General features: G+C 74.4%; 19 protein-coding genes. 9 read left to right on the top strand and 10 right to left on the bottom strand.

Going from position 1 to position 19,101, the window contains the following annotated elements; all coding sequences use genetic code 11:
- The 3 genes from ABTZ91_RS15105 to ABTZ91_RS15095 form a co-directional block, all read left to right on the top strand.
- A partial coding sequence (locus ABTZ91_RS15105) for a class F sortase (RefSeq protein WP_352077566.1) occupies positions 1 to 539 on the top strand: 539 nt, incomplete at its 5' end.
- A 225-nt stretch (positions 540 to 764) separates the two neighbouring features.
- Positions 765 to 2,156 carry an aldehyde dehydrogenase family protein gene (locus ABTZ91_RS15100; protein WP_352077565.1) on the top strand — a complete coding sequence of 464 codons (1,392 nt, stop codon included), beginning with the start codon at positions 765 to 767 and terminating at the stop codon, positions 2,154 to 2,156.
- 53 nt (positions 2,157 to 2,209) lie between these two features.
- Positions 2,210 to 3,289 (top strand): zinc-binding dehydrogenase, encoded by a 1,080-nt coding sequence (locus ABTZ91_RS15095; RefSeq protein ID WP_352077564.1) that lies wholly within the window; start codon positions 2,210 to 2,212, stop codon positions 3,287 to 3,289.
- 70 nt (positions 3,290 to 3,359) lie between these two features.
- On the opposite strand, the gene ABTZ91_RS15090 is transcribed toward ABTZ91_RS15095, so the two are convergent.
- From ABTZ91_RS15090 to ABTZ91_RS15080, 3 genes are all read right to left on the bottom strand, one after another.
- Entirely contained in the window at positions 3,360 to 4,283 is a 924-nt protein-coding gene (locus ABTZ91_RS15090) for a DMT family transporter (protein ID WP_352077563.1), read from the bottom strand.
- Between the two features lie 290 nt (positions 4,284 to 4,573).
- A complete protein-coding gene (locus tag ABTZ91_RS15085) occupies positions 4,574 to 5,269 on the bottom strand; it encodes a winged helix-turn-helix domain-containing protein (protein WP_352077562.1) in 696 nt (231 codons plus the stop codon).
- Between the two features lie 103 nt (positions 5,270 to 5,372).
- Entirely contained in the window at positions 5,373 to 6,050 is a 678-nt protein-coding gene (locus tag ABTZ91_RS15080; RefSeq protein WP_352077561.1) for a TetR/AcrR family transcriptional regulator C-terminal domain-containing protein, read from the bottom strand.
- 63 nt (positions 6,051 to 6,113) lie between these two features.
- Between ABTZ91_RS15080 and ABTZ91_RS15075 the strand changes: the two genes are divergently transcribed.
- From ABTZ91_RS15075 to ABTZ91_RS15065, 3 genes are all read left to right on the top strand, one after another.
- Positions 6,114 to 7,265, top strand: a complete 1,152-nt coding sequence (locus ABTZ91_RS15075) for an acyl-CoA dehydrogenase family protein (RefSeq protein WP_352077560.1) — start codon at positions 6,114 to 6,116, stop codon at positions 7,263 to 7,265.
- A gap of 73 nt (positions 7,266 to 7,338) precedes the next feature.
- Positions 7,339 to 7,626, top strand: a complete 288-nt coding sequence (locus ABTZ91_RS15070) for a YiaA/YiaB family inner membrane protein (RefSeq protein ID WP_345489924.1) — start codon at positions 7,339 to 7,341, stop codon at positions 7,624 to 7,626.
- Positions 7,627 to 7,732: 106 nt separating this feature from the next.
- Entirely contained in the window at positions 7,733 to 8,362 is a 630-nt protein-coding gene (locus ABTZ91_RS15065) for a TetR/AcrR family transcriptional regulator (RefSeq protein ID WP_352077559.1), read from the top strand.
- Here the strand turns inward: ABTZ91_RS15065 and ABTZ91_RS15060 are convergent.
- Complete coding sequence (locus ABTZ91_RS15060; RefSeq protein ID WP_352077558.1) at positions 8,350 to 8,811, bottom strand: MaoC family dehydratase; 462 nt, start codon at positions 8,809 to 8,811, stop codon at positions 8,350 to 8,352. The two genes, ABTZ91_RS15065 and ABTZ91_RS15060, sit on opposite strands and share 13 nt — an antisense overlap.
- A 104-nt stretch (positions 8,812 to 8,915) precedes the next feature.
- Here ABTZ91_RS15060 and soxR point away from each other — a divergent pair, with 104 nt between their 5' ends.
- Entirely contained in the window at positions 8,916 to 9,380 is a 465-nt protein-coding gene (soxR, locus tag ABTZ91_RS15055) for a redox-sensitive transcriptional activator SoxR (RefSeq protein WP_352077557.1), read from the top strand.
- 65 nt (positions 9,381 to 9,445) lie between these two features.
- On the opposite strand, the gene ABTZ91_RS15050 is transcribed toward soxR, so the two are convergent.
- The 6 genes from ABTZ91_RS15050 to ABTZ91_RS15025 all read right to left on the bottom strand — a co-directional run bounded on the left by ABTZ91_RS15050 (position 9,446) and on the right by ABTZ91_RS15025 (position 16,148).
- The gene (locus ABTZ91_RS15050; protein ID WP_352077556.1) at positions 9,446 to 10,519 is read right to left on the bottom strand and encodes an RNA ligase (ATP); all 1,074 of its coding nucleotides are present in this window, start codon (positions 10,517 to 10,519) and stop codon (positions 9,446 to 9,448) included.
- Between the two features lie 120 nt (positions 10,520 to 10,639).
- Positions 10,640 to 11,353 carry a 3-keto-5-aminohexanoate cleavage protein gene (locus ABTZ91_RS15045; RefSeq protein WP_352077555.1) on the bottom strand — a complete coding sequence of 238 codons (714 nt, stop codon included), beginning with the start codon at positions 11,351 to 11,353 and terminating at the stop codon, positions 10,640 to 10,642.
- Entirely contained in the window at positions 11,353 to 11,964 is a 612-nt protein-coding gene (locus ABTZ91_RS15040; protein ID WP_352077554.1) for a hypothetical protein, read from the bottom strand. Before ABTZ91_RS15040 ends, ABTZ91_RS15045 begins: the two co-directional genes overlap by 1 nt.
- A gap of 140 nt (positions 11,965 to 12,104) precedes the next feature.
- Positions 12,105 to 13,358, bottom strand: coding sequence for a serine-threonine protein kinase (locus ABTZ91_RS15035; RefSeq protein ID WP_352077553.1), 1,254 nt, complete (start codon positions 13,356 to 13,358; stop codon positions 12,105 to 12,107).
- Between the two features lie 78 nt (positions 13,359 to 13,436).
- On the bottom strand, positions 13,437 to 14,795 hold the full coding sequence (locus tag ABTZ91_RS15030; protein WP_352077552.1) for an erythromycin esterase family protein: 1,359 nt from the start codon (positions 14,793 to 14,795) through the stop codon (positions 13,437 to 13,439).
- A gap of 84 nt (positions 14,796 to 14,879) precedes the next feature.
- Positions 14,880 to 16,148, bottom strand: coding sequence for a DUF1343 domain-containing protein (locus tag ABTZ91_RS15025; protein ID WP_352077551.1), 1,269 nt, complete (start codon positions 16,146 to 16,148; stop codon positions 14,880 to 14,882).
- Between the two features lie 150 nt (positions 16,149 to 16,298).
- On the opposite strand from ABTZ91_RS15025, the gene ABTZ91_RS15020 reads away from it, so the two are divergent.
- A complete protein-coding gene (locus ABTZ91_RS15020) occupies positions 16,299 to 17,063 on the top strand; it encodes an SDR family oxidoreductase (RefSeq protein ID WP_352077550.1) in 765 nt (254 codons plus the stop codon).
- A gap of 323 nt (positions 17,064 to 17,386) precedes the next feature.
- Positions 17,387 to 19,090, top strand: a complete 1,704-nt coding sequence (locus ABTZ91_RS15015; RefSeq protein WP_407077961.1) for an AMP-binding protein — start codon at positions 17,387 to 17,389, stop codon at positions 19,088 to 19,090.
- The last annotated feature ends 11 nt before the right edge of the window (positions 19,091 to 19,101 follow it).

The following is a 19,101-nucleotide window of genomic DNA, read 5'->3' as shown; positions in this document are numbered from 1 at the left end:
GGGCCGACGGCGCCGACGCCCCGGGCCGCACGGCCCGGGCCACCGAAGAGCCCGCGGCCCCGCCCGCACCCCTGGGCCGGTCCCGGCCCACCACCCTCGCCGTGCCCGCGATCACCATCGAGGCCCCCGTCATCGGGCTCGGCCTCGACAGCGCCGGGCGGCTCGCGACCCCGCCGGTCGACAACCCGCGGATCGTCGGCTGGTACAAGAACGGCGTCACGCCCGGAGAGCGCGGCACCGCCGTCGTCGTCGGCCACCGCGACACCCGCACCGGGCCGGCGATCTTCATCAACCTCAACTCCCTCTCCCCGGGCAACACCGTCCGCATCGCCCGCGCCGACGGCCGCGTCGCCGTCTTCACGGTCGACCGGGTGCGGACGTACGCCAAGTCGGCCTTTCCCGACAAGGAGGTGTACGGCACCACGAACCGCCCCGAACTGCGCCTGCTCACCTGCGGCGGAAGCTTCGACCCCAAGGAGGGCTACGCCTCCAACATCGTGGTGTTCGCCCATCTCACGGGCGTCGAACGGCAGATCTGAGGCGGGCGGCCGGCCGTTCACGGCTTCGGTTCCGGACGGCGGCCGGAGCCCTCGGCCAGGCCGTATCCACCGGTTCACGGACACCGCTCCTGTGCGAGGGGGCCGTGGACAGGGCGGGGGGTCGAGGGCGAGGATCGGTCCGCACCGGGAAAGGGGCCTGGCGCCGAAAAACTATCAGCGCTAGTTTGGGGTGCCCGTGCCCCGACATGCGAGGAGAGTCAGCGGATGAAGGCCCACGACGCGATGTACATCGGCGGAGAGTGGCGCGCCGCCGCCTCCCCGGAGACGATCGCGGTGATCGACCCGGCCACCGAGCAGGTCGTCGGCCACGTCCCGGCCGGCACCGCCGAGGACGTCGACGCCGCCGTACGGGCCGCCCGCGCCGCCTTCCCCGGCTGGGCCGCCACCCCGCCCGCCGAGCGCGCCGCCCGGCTCGCCGCCCTGCGCGACGCGCTCGCGGCCCGCGCCGAGGAGATCGCCGCCACGGTCACCACCGAACTCGGCGCCCCGCCGCAGCTCGCCGCCGCCGTGCACACCGGGCTGCCGATAGCCGTCGCCGGCTCGTACGCCGAACTCGCCGCCACCCACCCCTTCGAGGAGAAGGTCGGCAACTCCACCGTCTACTCCGAGCCGGTCGGGGTGGTCGCCGCGATCACGCCGTGGAACTACCCGCTCCACCAGATCGTCGCGAAGGTCGCCCCGGCCCTCGCCGCCGGCTGCGCGATCGTCCTCAAGCCCGCCGAGGACACCCCGCTCACCGCCCAGCTCTTCGCCGAGGCCGTCCACGAGGCCGGCGTCCCGGCCGGAGTCTTCAACCTCGTCACCGGCCTCGGCACGGTCGCCGGACAGGCCCTCGCCGAGCACCCGGACGTGGACCTCGTCTCCTTCACCGGCTCCACCGCCGTCGGCCGGAAGATCGGCGCCCTGGCCGGCGGCGCCGTCAAGCGGGTCGCCCTCGAACTCGGCGGCAAGTCCGCCAACGTGATCCTGCCGAGCGCCGACCTCGGCAAGGCCGTCGCCGTCGGCGTCGCCAACGTCATGTCCAACTCCGGTCAGACGTGCAGCGCCTGGACCCGGATGCTGGTGCACCTAGACCAGTACGACGAGGCGGTCCGGCTGGCCGCCGAGGCCGTCGCCAAGTACGTCCCCGGCGAGCGCGTCGGCCCCCTCGTCAACGCCCGCCAGCGCGACCGGGTCCGCGGCTACATCGAGAAGGGCCTCGCGGAGGGCGCCCGGCTCGTCGCCGGCGGCCCCGAGGCCCCGCGCGAGACCGGCTACTACGTGGCCCCCACCGTCTTCGCCGACGTCACCCCCGAGATGACCATCGCCCAGGAGGAGATCTTCGGCCCGGTCGTCTCGATCATCCGCTACGAGGACGAGGCCGACGCCCTCGCCATCGCCAACGGCACCGTCTACGGGCTCGCCGGTGCCGTGTGGGGCGAGCCGGAGGAGGCCGTCGCCTTCGCCCGGCGCATGGAGACCGGCCAGGTCGACATCAACGGCGGCCGCTTCAACCCGCTGGCGCCGTTCGGCGGCTGGAAGCAGTCCGGGGTGGGCCGCGAGCTCGGCGCGCACGGCCTGGCCGAGTACCTCCAGACCAAGTCCCTGCAGTTCTGAGCGTCAGCGCCGTATCTGAGCGTCAGCGCCGTACTCGCCGAAGGAGCCCCCGCGTGATCCGCGCCGCCGTCCTGCCCGCCGTCGGTTCTCCCCTGGAGATCACCGGCATCGAACTGCCCGAGCCCGGCCCCGGCCAGGTCCGGGTCCGCCTCGCCGCCGCCGGCGTGTGCCACTCCGACCTGTCGCTGTCCAACGGCACCATGCGGCTGCCGGTCCCCGCCGTGCTCGGCCACGAGGGCGCCGGCACCGTCGTCTCCGTCGGCGAGGGCGTCACCCATGTCGCCCCCGGTGACGGCGTCGTCCTCAACTGGGCGCCGTCCTGCGGGTCCTGCCACCCCTGCGGGCTCGGCGAGGTCTGGCTCTGCGCGAACGCCCTGACCGGCGCCGCGCACGTGCACGCCCGCACCGAGGACGGCACCGAGCTGCACCCCGGCCTCAACGTGGCCGCCTTCGCCGAGGAGACCGTCGTCGCCGGCAACTGCGTGCTGCCCGTGCCCGACGGGATACCGCTCACCGAGGCCGCCCTGCTCGGCTGCGCCGTCCTCACCGGCTGGGGCGCCGTCCACCACTCCGCCCGGGTCAGGGCCGGGGAGTCCGTCGCCGTCTTCGGCGTCGGCGGCGTGGGCCTGGCCACCCTCCAGGCCGCCCGGATCGCCGGCGCTGGGGCGATCGTCGCCGTCGACGTCTCGCCCGAGAAGGAGGCGCTGGCCCGGGCCGCCGGTGCCACCGAGTACGTCGTCGCCTCCGAGACCACCGCCAGGGAGATCCGCGGGCTGACGGGCGGTCACGGCGTCGACGTGTCCGTCGAGTGCGTCGGCCGGGCCGCCACCATCCGTACCGCCTGGGACGCCACCCGGCGCGGCGGCCGCACAACGGTCGTCGGCATCGGAGGCAAGGACCAGCAGGTCGCCTTCAACGCCCTGGAGATATTCCACTGGGGCCGCACCCTGTCCGGCTGCGTCTACGGCAACTCCGACCCGGCCCGTGACCTGCCGGTCCTCGCCGAGCACGTCCGCGCCGGCCGCCTCGACCTGAACGGCCTGGTCACCGAACGCATCACCTTGGACGGCATTCCGGGCGCGTTCGACAACATGCTCGCGGGCAAGGGCGGGCGCGCGCTGGTCGTGTTCTAGACACGACGAGCCCACGGGCCGGCCGACGGCCGGACGTCACCCGGTCCGCGACCGGCACGCGCCCGGCCTGTCAGGCCGTGTCGTCCACCGTCCCGGCCGACGACACCACCGGGGTCTTCGGCCGGGACCGGGACACCGCCACACCCGCCAGGCACAGCGCGCCGCCCGCCAGCGTCAGCAGCCCCGGCAGCTCGCCCAGGACCACCCACGCCATCAGCACCACGAGCGCCGGCACGGCGTACGTCGTCGCGCCCATCCGGCCCGCCGTCGTACGGGCCAGGGCGTAGGCCCAGGTGGTGAAGGCGAGAGCGGTCGGGAAGACCCCGAGGTAGACCATGTTCAGGGTCGCCGGCAGCGGGGCCCGCGCCGCCTCCTCGACGAGCCGTCCGGCGAACGGCAGGCAGCCCACCGTGCCGACCAGGCAGCCGAAGGTGGTCACCTGCAGGGCGCTGCCGTGGGCCAGCGCGGGCTTCTGGGCGACGACACCACCGGCGTACGCGACCGCCGCGAGCAGACACAGCACCACGCCGAGCACCGAGGCGTGCCCCGGCCCGGAGCCGCCCGACATCGACAGGCCGACGGCCACCGCGCCCGCGAAGGACACGGCCATGCCGGCCAGCAGCCGGGGCGGCAGGGCCTCCCTCAGGAACCGGGCGCCGAGCAGGGCGATCAGGATCGGGCCGATGTTGACGACCATCGCGGCCGTGCCCGCGTCGACCTCCTGCTCGCCCCAGTTGAGCACCACCATGTACACCCCGAACCACAGCAGCCCGGAGGTCACGATGCCCGGCCAGGCGGCGCGCGGCGGCAGCCCCTCACGCCGTATCAGGAGGACGGCCCCGAGGACCAGCGACCCGGCGAGGAGCCGCCCGAGGGCGAGGGCGCCGGGGGAGTAGGCGGTCCCCGCGCTGCGGATGGAGACGAAGGCGGAGGCCCACAGGACGACGGTCACACCGGCGGCGGCGAGCGCGAGACGGGAGGTTCGGTTCGGCATGGGACGACCGTAGGGCGCGGACCGTTCGGCGTTCACCGCAATATCGCCCGGAGCCCTGGAGCCCTGGAGCCCTGGAGTCCTGGAGTCCTGGAGCCCTGCGGTCCCGGAGTCCCGGAGTCCCGGAGTCCCGGAGTCCGGGAGTCCTGGGGCCCCCGGCCCCCGGAGCTCCCCGCGATCCCGGTGCCCCCGGCCCCCTGGAGCTCCCGAGCCTTCGGCGCCCCGGTGACCGTCGCCTCGCGCCCGGGCCCCTGCCCCCTGCCCCCTGCCCCTTGCCCCCGGCGCCCCGCTCGTCACCGCAGCGCCGCCGGCTCGATGCCGAGCGCCGCGTGTAGCGCCCGTTCCCCGTCCGGGGTCACCTTCACCGCGCGCTCCGAGCCGATCCGTACGCACCAGCCGGCGTCCAGCGCGTGCCGGCACAGGGCCGCGCCCGCGAGTCCGGCGAGGTGCGGCCGGCGCTCGGTCCAGTCCAGGCAGCCGCGCGCGACGGGCCGCCGCCCCTTCGGCGCGAGGGGCATGCCGAGGTCCTCGAACCAGGCGAGCCCGTCGTCGGTGAGCGCGAACCCGGTGTCCTGGCGCAGCAGTCCCCGCACGGTCATCGCGTCCGTGAGGGCGATCCCGAGCCGCCCGGCGAGATGGTCGTAGCAGGTCCGCCCGCGCGCCATCGCCTGGCCCGCGCTCGCCTCCCGCAGCCCGCGCGGCGCCTCGGGCACGGCCGGCGCGGCGAGTGCGGCGAGGTCCTCGACGAGGTGCGCGATCCGGTGGTCGGCGAGCCGTACGTAACGGTGCCTGCCCTGCCGTTCCTCGGCGAGGACCCCGCCCGCCACGAGCTTGCCCAGATGCTCGCTGGTGGTGGACGGCGCGACCCGCGCGTGCCGGGCCAGCTCCCCGGCGGTCCAGGCCCGCCCGTCGAGCAGGGCGAGCAGGAAGGCGGCACGGGTCTCGTCGGCGAAGAGCGCGGCGAGTGCGGCGAGGTCTTTGGCGGCCATGCGCCCAGGATGCCGCAGTCACGGTTCGGCTCCTGCCGAACCTTCGGCCGCCGGGAGTCGGGGGCCCGTCGCCGGAGTGGGGTGTCGGCCGCCGGCCCCCTCCCTACGCCCCGCCCTCCGCGTCCCGTTCCCGTCCGTTCCCCCGTGCCCCCGCCTCGTACTGCATCGTCAACCCGTCGAGCAGCGCCCGCAGTCCCGTCTCGAACGCCACCCGGTCGACCTTCTCGCGCCGCTCCGCGAGCAGGTGCGCCTGCCCGAGGTGCGGATAGTCCGCGGGGTCGTAGGCGGTCTCGTCGTCGACGAAGCCGCGGGCGAAGGAGCCGAGTGCCGAGCCCGTGACGAAGTACCGCATGAGCGCGCCGATGGAGGTGGCCTGCGCGGGCGGCCAGCCCGCCCGGACCATCGCGCCGAAGACCGCGTCGGCGACCTTCAGACCGGCCGGGCGGCGGCCCGGGCCCTGGGCGAGGACGGGGACGATGTGCGGGTGGTCGGCGAGGGCGGCGCGGTAGGAGACCGCCCAGTCGTGCAGGGCCGTGCGCCAGTCCCGGGGGTCGTCCGGGGCGAACATCGACAGGTCGACCTTCGCGCTGACCGCGTCCGCGACCGCGTCGAGGATCTCGTCCTTGGTGCGGAAGTGGTTGTAGAGGGACGGCCCGCTGACCCCGAGCTCGGCGGCGAGCCGCCGGGTCGAGAGGGCGGCGAGGCCCTCGGCGTCCACGAGCGCTCCCGCCGTCTCGACGATGCGTTCTCGGCTGAGGAGGGGCTTGCGCGGTCGGGCCATGGCGCACATAGTAGGCGTGCACCCAAAAACTAGCAGTGGTAATTAAACCGGTGAGGTGGCGCGGTGGATCTGGGGCTGAGCGAGGAGCAGGAAGCCGTACGGCGGCTCGCGGAGGACTTCGTGGCCCGCGAGGTCACCCCGTACGCCGTCGCGTGGGACCGGGCCGAGAACGTCGACAAGGCGATCGTGAAGAAGCTCGGCTCCGTCGGCTTCCTCGGCCTGACGATCCCCGAGGAGTACGGCGGTTCCGGCGGCGACCACCTCTCCTACTGCCTCGTCACGGAGGAGCTGGGCCGCGGCGACTCCTCGGTCCGCGGCATCGTCTCCGTCTCCCTCGGCCTGGTCGCCAAGACCGTCGCCGCCTGGGGGGACGAGGAGCAGAAGCGGACCTGGCTGCCCCGGCTCGCCTCCGGCGACGCCGTCGGCTGCTTCGGCCTCACCGAGCCGGGCACCGGCTCCGACGCCGGGAACCTCGCCACCCGCGCGGTCCGCGACGGCGACGCGTACGTGATCAACGGCAGTAAGATGTTCATCACCAACGGCACCTGGGCCGATGTCGTGCTGCTGTTCGCCCGCACCGGCGACGCGCCCGGCCACCGGGGCGTCTCCGCCTTCCTCGTCCCCGCCGACGCCCCCGGCCTCACCCGCCGCACCATCCACGGCAAACTCGGCCTGCGCGGCCAGGCCACCGCCGAACTGGTCCTGGAGGACGTCCGCGTCCCCGCCGAGGCCATGATCGGTCCCGAGGGCAAGGGCTTCTCCGTCGCCATGTCCGCCCTCGCCAAGGGCCGGATGTCGGTCGCCGCCGGCTGCGTCGGCATCGCCCAGGCCGCGCTCGACGCGGCCGTGCGCTACGCGGGCGAGCGCGAGCAGTTCGGCAAGCCCATCGCCTCGTACCAGCTGGTCCAGGAGCTCATCAGCGACATCGCCGTCGACGTCGACGCCGCCCGGCTGCTCACCTGGCGGGTCGCCGATCTCATCGACCGCGGCCAGGAGTTCGCCACGGCCGCGTCCAAGGCCAAGCTGTACGCCTCCGAGGCCGCCGTCCGCGCGGCGAACAACGCCCTGCAGGTCTTCGGCGGCTACGGCTACATCGACGAGTACCCGGTCGGCAAGCTGCTGCGGGACGCCCGCGTGATGACCCTCTACGAGGGCACCAGCCAGATCCAGAAGCTCATCATCGGACGGGCCCTGACCGGGGTCTCGGCCTTCTGAGTACCGGCCCCCGTACGGGGGTGAGTACGCGGGCGGATGTGGTGCGGGCCACATCCGCCGGATGCTGTCCGGCATGAGTGACACACCGGTCAAGCAGCAGAACACCGCCGCCTACTACGCGCAGGCCGTCATCTCCTTCGGCATCGCGCTCCTCGCCGTCGGCATCGGCGTCTTCCAGCTGGACGCGAGCGCGTGGGTGCGCGCCTTCCTCGCCATCTCCGTGCTCTACCTCACCACCTCCGCCTTCACCCTCGCCAAGGTCGTCCGCGACCGGCAGGAGGCGGGGCAGATCGTCAGCCGGGTCGACCAGGCCCGCCTGGAGAAGCTGCTCGCGGAGCACGACCCCTTCCAGAAGCTCTGACGCCGAAAGCGGCGCGGGCCCGGGACGCCGGACCGCAGACCCTAAGCGCTTGCTCACCTTCGTTGTATGGTGTTCGTCCTGACGGCGGCCCGAGAAGGAGTGTGCGATGAGCGCGGCGGAGGAGACGCCCGGCGGCGAGGACATGCCGTGGGGCGAGGTCACGCCCGAGGCCGCCCGGCGCCTGCTGGTCGCGGCCGTCGAGGCGTTCGCCGAGCGCGGCTACCACGCCACCACCACCCGGGACATCGCGGGCCGGGCCGGCATGAGCCCGGCCGCGCTCTACATCCACTACAAGACCAAGGAAGAGCTGCTCCACCGGATCAGCCGGATCGGGCACGACAGGGCCCTGGAGATCCTGCGGGCCGCCGCCGACGGCGAGGGCACGGCCGCCGAGCGGCTGGGCGAGGCCGTACGGTCCTTCGTCCGCTGGCACGCCGAGCGGCACACCACCGCCCGGGTCGTGCAGTACGAGCTCGACGCCCTCGGCCCCGAGCACCGCACCGAGATCGTGGCGCTGCGCCGCGAGTCGGACGCCACCGTGCGGCGGATCATCAACGAGGGCGTGGCGGCCGGGGAGTTCGACGTCCCCGACGTCGCGGGCACCACGGTCGCGGTGCTCTCCCTCTGCATCGACGTCTCGCGGTGGTTCAACACCCAGGGCCGCCGCACGCCCGACGAGGTCGGCGCCCTCTACGCCGACCTCGTGCTCAGGATGGTCGGCGCTCAGAAGAAGTAGCGGGAGACCGACTCGGCGACGCAGACCGGCTTGTCGCCGCCCTCGCGCTCCACGGTCACCGTCGCCGTCACCTGCACCCCGCCGCCGGCCTCCGTGACCTCGGTCAGCACCGCCGTGGCGCGCAGCCGCGAGCCGACCGGCACGGGCGAGGGGAAACGGACCTTGTTGGTGCCGTAGTTGATGCCCATCTTCATGCCCTCGACGCGCATGATCTGCGGGACCAGGACCGGCAGCAGCGACAGCGTCAGGTAGCCGTGCGCGATCGTCGTCCCGAACGGGCCGGCCGCCGCGCGCTCCGGGTCGACGTGGATCCACTGGTGGTCGCCGGTGGCCTCGGCGAACTGGTCGATCCGCTTCTGCTCGATCTCCAGCCAGTCGCTGTACCCCAGCTGCTCGCCGACCCCCGCGCGGAGCTCCTCGGCGGAGGTGAAGATCCTCGGCTCGGCCATGTTCCCGCTCCCTCTCGTCTGAAGTTTCTAAGCGCTTGCTCAGCATGTGGGGAGAGGAGCCTCCTGTCAACGGACCGGAACGGTCCTGACGTAGGCTCGGGCGAGTGCCGCAGATTCCCGAGAAGATCCACGAGCTCACCGTCGGCCAGCTGTCCGCGCGCAGCGGGGCGGCCGTCTCGGCCCTGCACTTCTACGAGACCAAGGGCCTGATCAGCAGCCGCCGCACCAGCGGCAACCAGCGCCGCTACAGCCGCGACACCCTGCGCCGGGTCGCCTTCATCCGCGCCGCCCAGCGGGTCGGCATCCCCCTCGCCACGATCCGCGACGCCCTCGCCGAACTCCCCGAGGAGCGCACCCCCACCAACGAGGACTGGGCGCGCCTCTCGGCCGCCTGGCGCACCGAGCTCGACGAGCGGATCAAGCAGCTCGGCCGGCTGCGCGACCATCTGACGGACTGCATCGGCTGCGGCTGCCTGTCCCTGGAGAACTGCGTGCTGTCCAACCCCGACGACGTGTTCGGCGAACGCCTCACCGGCTCGCGCCTGATGCCGGAGCGCAAAGGCAGCTGACGGAAGAAGGAGCAGGGGCCCGCCACCCCCGTGGGCGGGCCCCTGCTCGGATCACGGCGAGCACGTCACTCGTACTCGGTGCCGCCCTTGCGGGTCAGATACGCCGGGCTGACCGCCTTCGCGATGGCGCGGCCACCGAGGACCGGGCTGTGGCGCTCGGTCACCGGGCGGATCACGACCCCCTCGCGCAGATGCAGCTCACGGCCCGAGACCGTCTCGCGACCGCTCGCCAGCGCGAGGACCGTGTCCAGGTCGAACGGGCCGGTGTGAAGGCGCGGCACGAGCGGCAGCTCGCCCGGCTTAAGGACCTCGGCCGGGTCCAGCCAGCGGACCTGGCCGTCGATCTCGGCGGACAGGTCGAACAGCGCGTAGCCGAGGCCGTCCTCGGCGCGGGCGTTCGCCCCGTACGCCAGGTCCTGCACCCCCGCCCCGTACACCTCACCGAACAGGCCGACCCGGGTCGCGCCCAGCCGCCCGGCGAGCCGGGCCGCGACGGCGGGCAGGCCGTGCCCGAGGACCGCGCGCCAGTACAGGTTGCGCGGGTCCTCCTTGAGGGCCAGGTTCCTGGCGCCGAAGCCCTTGGAGGAGACGAGGACCCGGCCCGTGTCGGCCAGGTAGGTGACCAGACAGGCCGTCCCGTGCAGCTTCTCGGTCAGGACGACCGGCTCGCCCGGCTCGAAGACGTCCGGGAAGCGGTGCAGGTTCTCCACGTCCACCCACGGCAGCAGATCCGGCGCGGCCTCCACCTCCCCGCTCATCGTCGGCGGGACCGGCGGCGCCCACTTGGTGATCCCGAGCAACCGGGCGAAGTCGGTGCCGTCTTCGGCGGCCTGCTTCAGATCCACCCCGTCGAGCGCCTTCGGCCGGCACACGAGCCCCTGCGACAGCTCCCCCCGCAGCCGCACCGCCTTCACCCGGTCCGACGCCTTCCCGGCCAGCCGCCCGGTGAGCCCCAGCTCCTCGACCAGCGCGGGCGGCAGCACCGCCTGCTCCGGGATGTAGAGCGCCACGTCACCGGTCCGGTAGATCCCCTTGGCGACCACCGCGCGATAGAGGCCGACCTGCGCGAGCTCCAGCGCGTCGGCGTTCGGGTGGTCGTGGACGGTCAGGGTCTCGGCGGTGACGCGCAGCGTCGACATGTCAGAACTCCGGTCGCTCGGTGAGGTGCGGTCGCGGTTTCGTTCGCGTTCTCATCGCCGCACACTGTGCCGGGCCGAAATCCCGTGGGCCAGCGGTTTGTTGGCTGGTAGCGTCGCTCCCTACGCCGAGACCGCCGCCGACGGCGACTGTGCGAGCGCGGCCGAGACCAGCTGGGCGTTGGACCGGGCCGGGGTGCCGTCCGGGAGGAGGAGCGTGTCCTCCAGGCCGATGCGGGCGGCGAGGCCCTGACGGCGGGCGAGACGCAGCAGCGGCCAGGCGGCGGCGTCGCGGCCGTGCAGCAGCACCGGGCGGGCGTGCGGGGAGCGGGCGAGGGCCCGGAGGAGGCGGAGGGCCGCGGACTCCGAGCCGGCCTCCGCGACGACCCGCAGCACCCGCGGGGCCGGCGAGGAGCGCAGGAAGCGGGCCGGGCCGTCGGTGTCCGTGCGCAGCACCGCCTCGACCGCGACGCCCCGGTCGAGCAGGGCCGAGGCGAGGGCCTCCGCGCCCGGCTCGTGCCAGTTGACCGACGCCCGGTCCGGCAGCACCGTCCAGGACCGCACCCGGGCGAGGCGGCGGACCGGATCGGGCTCCGCCCAGGCGCCCGTCGTCACACCGACCGGCACGTCCACGGCCGCGCGCAGCGCGGTCAGCGTGTCGGCGAGCACCCGCGGCGAGAGCGTGTCGCTCCCGCAGGGCGTCTTGGGGTGGACGTGCACGTCCACCGCGCCGGCGGCGACCGCCGCCGCCGCTGCCTCGGCCATCGCGACCGGAGTCATCGGCACCGCCGCCGTGCCCCCGGGCCGGCGGCCCCCGTTGAGACAGACCTGGAGCATCACGCCACCGACGCCAGCCGGGGCGATCTCTCGCCGCGGGTCCTGGCCAGCGCACGGGGCGTCAGCACCGCGCGCGGTATCAGCACCCCGCAGTCCCCGCACACCGGACCGAACCACGGATCGTCCCTGCGGCCCGCGCGCCACTCGATCCGCGGGCCCGCGCACACCGGGCAGTGCTCGCCCGGCCCGCGCCGCAGCGCGTCCACCAGCCGGCCCACCACCTCGGGCAGCGGCGCGCTCGGGTGGTGCTCGGGGTCGTCGCAGCGGGCCACCCCGTTGCCTCCCCAGATCCTGCGGTGCCATTCGTCCAGGCCGCCCGGCCGGCGCAGCCCGCCGTGTTTCTCGCGCCGCCGCCGCTCGGCGAACTCCTTCTCGTACGCGAGCCACACCGCCCGCGCCGCCTCCAGCTCGTCCAGGGCGGCCACCAGCCGCCGCGGATCGGCCTCCCGGTCCTCGGGACCGAACCCGTGCCTGCGGCACAAGTGGTCCCAGGTCGCCCGGTGACCGTAAGGAGCGAACCGCTCCAGGCACTTGCGCAGCGAGTACCTCCGCAGCGCCGTGTCGCTCCCTGGGTCGCGTACCTGTCTCGCGAGACTCCGGAACCCGGCCATCGTCTGCCACCTCCGTCGCTAGCACTCCGGCGATATGAGAGGGACGAACGAGAGAGCGATCCTGTTCCATCGACCGCACCACCACGGCCGCCGGATGGCCGGAACCGGACCCTTCGGCGGCCGGGCGGACGGGCCCCGTCTCAGCCGAAGCGGCCCGCCCGCGCCACGAGCCGGGCCAGTTCCTCGTGGCAGATGTCGCTGTGCTCGGACACCACCGGCGCCGTGTCCACGCTCACGCACCCGGTCGCGGGCAGCCCGTCCCGCAGTGCCGCGCCCAGCGTCAGGGCGGCCGTGCCCGGTACGGCCTGAACACCGTCGTAGCCGATCGCCCACCAGCGCGGGTCGTCCCGGCCGAGCAGCGACTCGTCGTCGCGGGCGAGCCGGGACGCCAGCGGGTAGAAGACCCGCAGCGCCGTGTCGCGGTGCGAGTGGCAGGCCACCAGCGGCCCGTCGACCCGCCTCTGGAGGTCCCGCAGGGCGCCGCCGCGACCCGGCTCATGGGGCAGGCGGGCGGCGAAGGCGTAATGGGAGAAGGCGCCCTGGAGCAGCGTCACCGACTTCACCGTGCGGGCGCCCGCGGGCAGCCCGCGCAGCGCGTGGGCGACGAGCCGGGCGCCGAAGCTGTGCCCGACGAGATGGACGCGCAACGCCGGAGCCGTACGGGCGAGTTCGCCGAGCAACGGGCCGAGGCCGCGTTCGCCGACCACCCCGGCCCGGCGCTTCATCGTGTAGTACGTGGCCTGCCGCAGCGCCTCCTTCGCGCCCTTCCACAGGCGCTTCACCCGGTCCCCGCCGAGCAGCGGCTCCGCCTCCCGCGCGCCCGGCGGCACGCCCGCGGCCTCCCATGCCGCGTCGGCGAACATCCCGTACACCGTCAGCGGATCCCCCAGCAGGAAGGCGGGCGCCGCCACGGCGGCCGGCCCCTCGGCGCGGCCCTCCGCGGGCCCCGGGGCCGGGCCCTCGGCCGGCGCCTGCGGCCCGATGTCCGCCAGGTCCCGCAGCAGCGCCGCGAACTCCGTGAACGCGGCCTCCTCGGCCGGCTCCTCCCCGATCAGCTCCGCGAGCCGGGCGACCACCGCCGCCCGGCCGGGCACGGTCGCGGCGAGCGCCGCGTAGTCGGGGACCGGCTCGTCGGAGAACATCATCGAGGGCCAGACGAGCCCCGCGTAACCGAGCCGCGCGCCCGGCGCGGCCACGCGCGGGAAGGGCGCGAAGAAGCGGGAGAAGAGACCGGAGGCGACCGACGGCGAGTTGTTCCAGCCGTGCGAGAAGAGCACCAGGTCCGTGCAGCCGCGCCGGGCGAGGTCCGCGAGCGCGCCCGCCTGCCCGCGCGGGCCGTCGCCGTCCTTGTCGAAGACGATCTCGCGGTACGGATCGACACTCGTCACCGTCATGGCCCGTCCCTCCGCGTCGAGGTGCGCCGCCGCACGGGCGGCCCCGGGATTCTGCCCACGCGGAGGGACGGCCAGTCGTCAGTGGCGCAGGCGCGCCGCCGAGACCTCGGGGAAGTACACGAGCGCGTCGTACGCGGTCGCGAGCCGCAGCGGCGCCACGTCACCCGGCCACGGGTAGGCGGTGCCGATCGCCCGGGTCGGCCGGGCCACGGACAGCCACGCGCGCGCGGCCGGCGTCGCCGTGCGCAGGTCCAGCAGGAACGGGCGCCGTGCGACCCGGTCGAGCACGTGGTCGTTGCTGTCCGGCCCCAGCGGCCCGACCGTGAAGACCCGCACCGGTTCGCCGGGCGCCCCGGTGTCGTGCGCGTTGAACGAGCCCCGCCCGAAGAGGGCGCCGACGCTCACGTAGTCCCGGCCCAGCGCGTCACGGAGGAAGGCGCCCTGGAGCCGCGGGTACTGGGCCGGCATCGTCGTCTCGTAGCCGATGTGCCCGTTGTGCGCCGACAGCAGCATCCGGTCGCCCGTCCTGCGCTGCCACCACACGGTGTTCTCCGCCATGACCCGGTCGCGGTACAGCATCGCCGCGGCCACACCGTCCGGCGTGTCCAGGTCGTGGGCGTACTCCGTGCCGACCTGGGCGATCGCCCGCGCGTGCTGCACCGCCCACGCGTGCGCCTCGCGCGCCGCGCGGTCCTTCCCGGCCGGTTTCCGCCGCTCCAGGAGGGCGAGGGCGCGGTTCACGTCCGCGGCCATGGCCCGCCGTTCGGCGAGCGGCCTGGCCAGATAGGCGTTCATCCAGGCGTCGACCGCGACACCGTCCGCCGGCCGCGAGGACCGGTAGAGGTCCCGCACACGGGGGAGCAGGTCGGGGTGGGCTCGGGCCACATAGCCGGTGACCTCGTCGAAGAGGCCGGGGCCCGCGTAGCCGAGGTCGTTGCCCATGAACCGCACCGGGTGATCGGGATGGCGCAGATTGTGCCGCCGCATCCAGGTGAACAGGTCCAGGTACTCCTCGGTGTTCCAGAAGCCGTACGCGTTCTGGAACTCGTCCCGCATGATCGCGCCGATGTCGCCCTTGCCGAAGCGCACGTAGTCGTCGATCAGCAGGCCGGTGCTCCAGTTCGCCTCCAGGGCGAAGGTGGTGAACCCCTGCTCCTCCACGAGCCGTTCGAAGAGGCGGTGCTTGGTCTCGAAGAACTCGGCCGAACTGTGCGTGGCCTCGCCGAGACCGACGACCTTCGCCGAACCGACGATCCGCCCGAGCGCGCGGGCGTCCGTCAACGGGCGGGCGGTCACGGCGAGTTCACGGGCCGGATCGCGGGCGGGATCGGCGGCCGGGCGCTCCGCCGCGACGGCGGCGGGCGCGAGCAGGCCCACGCACAGGGCGGCGATCAGGGCGGCGAGAGGGCGGCGACGACGCCGTAAGAAAGTGTTCATGACCCCAGCCTCCGCGCCGGAGGGCGGTCGGGGACATCCCGCCCGCCCCCGACCGGCACGGGGGAAATCCCCCCTCGGCGGCTCTCAGTGGTACATCAGGTATTCCTTCCGCACCGAGCGGAACGCCGCCAGGTCCTCCTCCCAGGCGCCGACGACCTCGTCCGCCGACGCGCCCGCGTCGATCAGCGTGCGCACCCGGCTCGAACCGGTCAGCTTGTCGATCCAGCGGTCGGCCCGCCACGCGAAGCCGCTCCAGGTGCGCCGCGCGGTGACGAGGAGCGCGATTCCGGTCCGTACCGGATCGAAGGCCGCGCGGTCGTGCACCATCAGCTGCACCCCGCCGACCGTCCTGCCCTGGAACTTGGAGAAGGTCGGCGCGAAGTACGCCTCGCGGAACCGGACGCCCGGCAGGTCGAGCGCGTTCGCCGCCCGCGCCCACCGGCCGTCGATCCCCTCCGCGCCGAGCAGCTCGAACGGGCGGGTGGTGCCGCGTCCCTCGGAGAGGTTGGTGCCCTCGAAGAGACAGGTGCCGGAGTAGACCAGCGCGGTGTCGGGCGTCGGCATGTTCGGACTCGGCGGCACCCACGGCAGCCCGGTCGCGTCGAAGAAGTCGGCGCGCCGCCAGCCGGACACCGCCACCGTCTCCAGCGGCACGGGCGTCGCCAGGAACTCCCCGTTGAACAGCCGGGCCAGCTCCGCCACCGTCATCCCGTGCGCCTGCGCGATCGGCTCCCGGCCGACGAAGGTCGCGTACGCCCGGTCCAGGACCGGGCCGAGCGCGGCCCGCCCGGTCACCGGGTTCGGCCGGTCGAGGACGACGAAGCGCTTGCCCGCGAGCGCGGCCGCCACCATGCAGTCGTAGAGCGTCCAGATGTACGTGTAGAAACGGGCGCCCACGTCCTGGATGTCGAAGACCACCGTGTCCACGCCCGAGGCCGTGAAGACATCCGCGAGGGCCTGGCCGCTCTTCAGGTACGTGTCGTAGACGGGGAGTCCGGTGGCCGGGTCGTCGTGACGGCCTTCGGAGCCGCCCGCCTGGGCGGTGCCCCGGAAGCCGTGCTCGGGGCCGAAGACGGCGATCAGGTCGACCCGCTCGTCGGCGTGCATGACGTCGACGATGTGCCGGGACTCGGCGGTGACGCCGGTCGGGTTGGTGACCACGCCGACCCGCTGCCCGGCGAGCACCGCGTACCCGTCGGCGGCGAGCCGCTCGAAGCCGGTGCGCACCCGGCGGCCACGGCCGGCCGGGGCGTCGGCGGCGGCCGGTGCCGCACCGGCGGTCGCGGCCGTCGTGGCCGTCCCGGCCGCGAGCGCACCGCCCGCGGCCAGCAGGCCTCGTCTGGACAGGCTCATGCGGAAACCTCCCTGATCGCCTTCCCTGACATGGCCACGCACGCTAGCGCCCGGCGGGCCCGCACGGAACGAGGCGTACCGCCGGACTCTTCCCCGTCCGCATACCGACCGGTTAGTCTGCCCGCACAACCGCGACGGAGAGGTGGGCCGATGAGTACGGTGCAGGGCGCTGGAGTGGTCGTCACGGGCGCGGGAGGCGGCATCGGTGCCGCGCTCGCCCGCCGGTTCGCCGCGGAAGGGGCGCGGGTCGTCGTCAACGACCTCGACCCCGGCCGCACCAAGGCCGTCGCCGACGAGATCGGCGGCATCCCCGTCCCCGGTGACGCCTCCGCCGTCGTCGAGGAGGCCCGGGACGCCCTCGGCGGCGCCGTGGACGTCTGGTGCGCCAACGCCGGACTGGCCTCGCCCGGCGACGCCTTCGCCGACGAGGAGGTCTGGGCCGCCGCCTGGGACGTCAACGTGATGGCCCATGTACGGGCGGCCCGCGCCCTGCTGCCCGACTGGCTGGAGCGCGGCACCGGGCGCTTCGTCTCCACCGTCTCCGCCGCCGGCCTGCTCACGATGGTCGGCGCCGCCCCGTACAGCGTCTCCAAGCACGGCGCGTACGCCTTCGCCGAATGGCTCTCGCTCACCTACCGCCACCGCGGGCTGAAGGTCCACGCCATCTGCCCGCAGGGCGTGCGCACGGACATGCTGACCGCCGCCGGTTCGGCCGGCGAGCTCGTGCTCGCCCCCACCGCCATCGAGCCCGAGGACGTCGCCGACGCCCTCTTCGACGCCATCGACACCGACCGCTTCCTCGTCCTGCCCCACCCCGAGGTCGCCGGCTACTACCGGGCCCGCGCGACCGACCCCGAGCGGTGGCTCGGCAACATGAACCACATCCAGCGGAAGTGGGAAGGAGCGGGCGCGTGACGGGGGGAGAGGCGAGGGAGACGGGCGGCGCCCAGGGCGGCCCGGCCGCCGCCCCGGCCACCCCGGGCGGTGCGACCGGCGGCCCGGCCGCCGCCCCGGCCACTTCGGGCGGCACGACCGGCGGATCGGCCGCCACCGCCGGGGGAGACGCCAGGCAGACGGCCACCCCGACCGCTGCCACCGGCGGCGACCACGTCGGACCGGCCGCTGCCCCGGCCTCCCCGGGCGGCGACGACCCCAGCCAGGCGGCCGCCGCCCCGGCCGCCCCGACCGCCGTCACCGGCCGCGATCACGTCCTACCGGCCGCCGCCCCGGGTGGCAACATCCCCAGCGGCGCGGCCACCGCCCCGACCGCCGCCACCGGCGGCGCCGGCGGTGCCACGGCTTCGATCTACGCCGCCCGGCCCTGGCTCGGCCTGCTCAGCGAGGCACAGCGGGGCCCGATCGACCCGCCGCCCACCGCGCTGCACGCCTTTCGGGACGCCGCCGCCCGCACCCCCGACCACCCCGCCCTCGCGTACTTCGACCACCGTCTCTCGTACCGCGACACCGACGCCCTGTCGGACTCCGTCGCCGGACACCTCGCCGCCCGGGGCGTCGAGCGCGGGGACCGGGTCGCGGTCATGCTCCAGAACAGCCCGCACTTCGTCCTCGCCCTGCTCGGCGCGTGGAAGGCGGGCGCCACCGTCGTCCCGCTCAACCCCATGTACAAGGCGGCCGAGGTCGGCCACGCCCTGCGGGACTCCGGCGCCCGCGCGGTGATCTGCTCCGACCGGGCCTGGGACGGCCACGTCCGCGCCACCGCCGCCGAGACCGGCGTCCCCGTCGCCCTCACCGCCGACGAGCGCGGGCTGCAGACCCGTGACGACCCCCGCGTCCTCGCCTTCGACCCCGTCCCCACCGAGGTCGACGACCTCCTCGCCGTCGCCCGCGCCGGCCACCCGGCGCCCGAAGGCCGTGAGCCCACGACCGACGACATCGCCCTGATCAGCTACACCTCCGGCACCAGCGGCACCCCCAAGGGCGCCCTCAACCTCCACCGGGGCATCGTCCACAACGCCGAACGCCAGCGCACCGGCCATCCCGTGCCGCCGGGAGCCGTCTACTTCGTCCTCGCCCCGCTGTTCCACATCACCGGCCTGGTCTGCGAGTTGGCAGCGTGCTTCGCAAACGGCGGCACCCTCGCCCTCGCCTACCGTTTCGAACCCGGTGTCGTCCTCGACGCCTTCCTGGAACACCGCCCCGCCTTCACCGTCGGCCCCTCCACCGCCTTCATGGCGCTCGCCGCCCACCCGGCCGCCACCCCCGACCACTTCTCCTCCTTCCTGGTCGTCTCCTCCGGCGGAGCCCCCGTCCCGCCCGCCCTGGTCGAGACGTTCCGCGCCCGCTTCGGCCCGTACCTCCGCAACGGCTACGGCCTCACCGAGTGCACCGCCCCCTGCGCCGCCGTGCCGCCGCAGCACGAGGCCCCCGTCGACCCCGTCTCCGGCACCCTGTCCGTCGGCGTGCCCGGCGCCGACACCGTGGTCCGGATCCTCGACGAGAACGGCGCCGAGGTGCCCTTCGGCGAGCACGGCGAGATCGCCGTCCGGGGCCCCCAGGTCGTCCCCGGCTACTGGCGGCAGCCCGAGGCCACCGCCGCCGCCTTCCCCGACGGCGAACTGCGCACCGGCGACATCGGCTTCGTGGACGAGGACGGCTGGCTCTACGTCGTCGACCGCAAGAAGGACATGATCAACGCCTCCGGGTTCAAGGTCTGGCCGCGCGAGGTCGAGGACGTCCTCTACACCCACCCGGCCGTCCGCGAGGCCGCCGTCGTCGGCGTCCCCGACGCCTACCGCGGGGAGAGCGTCAAGGCGTACGTGAGCCTGCGCCCGGGCGCCCACGCGGAGCCCGCCGAGCTGTCCGCCTACTGCGAGCGGCGGCTCGCCGCGTACAAGTATCCGCGCCAGGTCGAGATCCTGCCGGAGCTGCCCAAGACGACTAGTGGGAAGATCCTCAGGCGGGACCTGCGGTCCCGGAAGTGAGCACCAGGATG

This window comes from Streptomyces sp. NPDC126499 (assembly GCF_040302485.1).
In the GTDB taxonomy this organism is placed as follows: domain Bacteria; phylum Actinomycetota; class Actinomycetes; order Streptomycetales; family Streptomycetaceae; genus Streptomyces.
The sequence above is the reverse complement of the archived record's forward strand: the minus strand, read 5'-3'. Positions and strand labels throughout refer to the sequence as shown.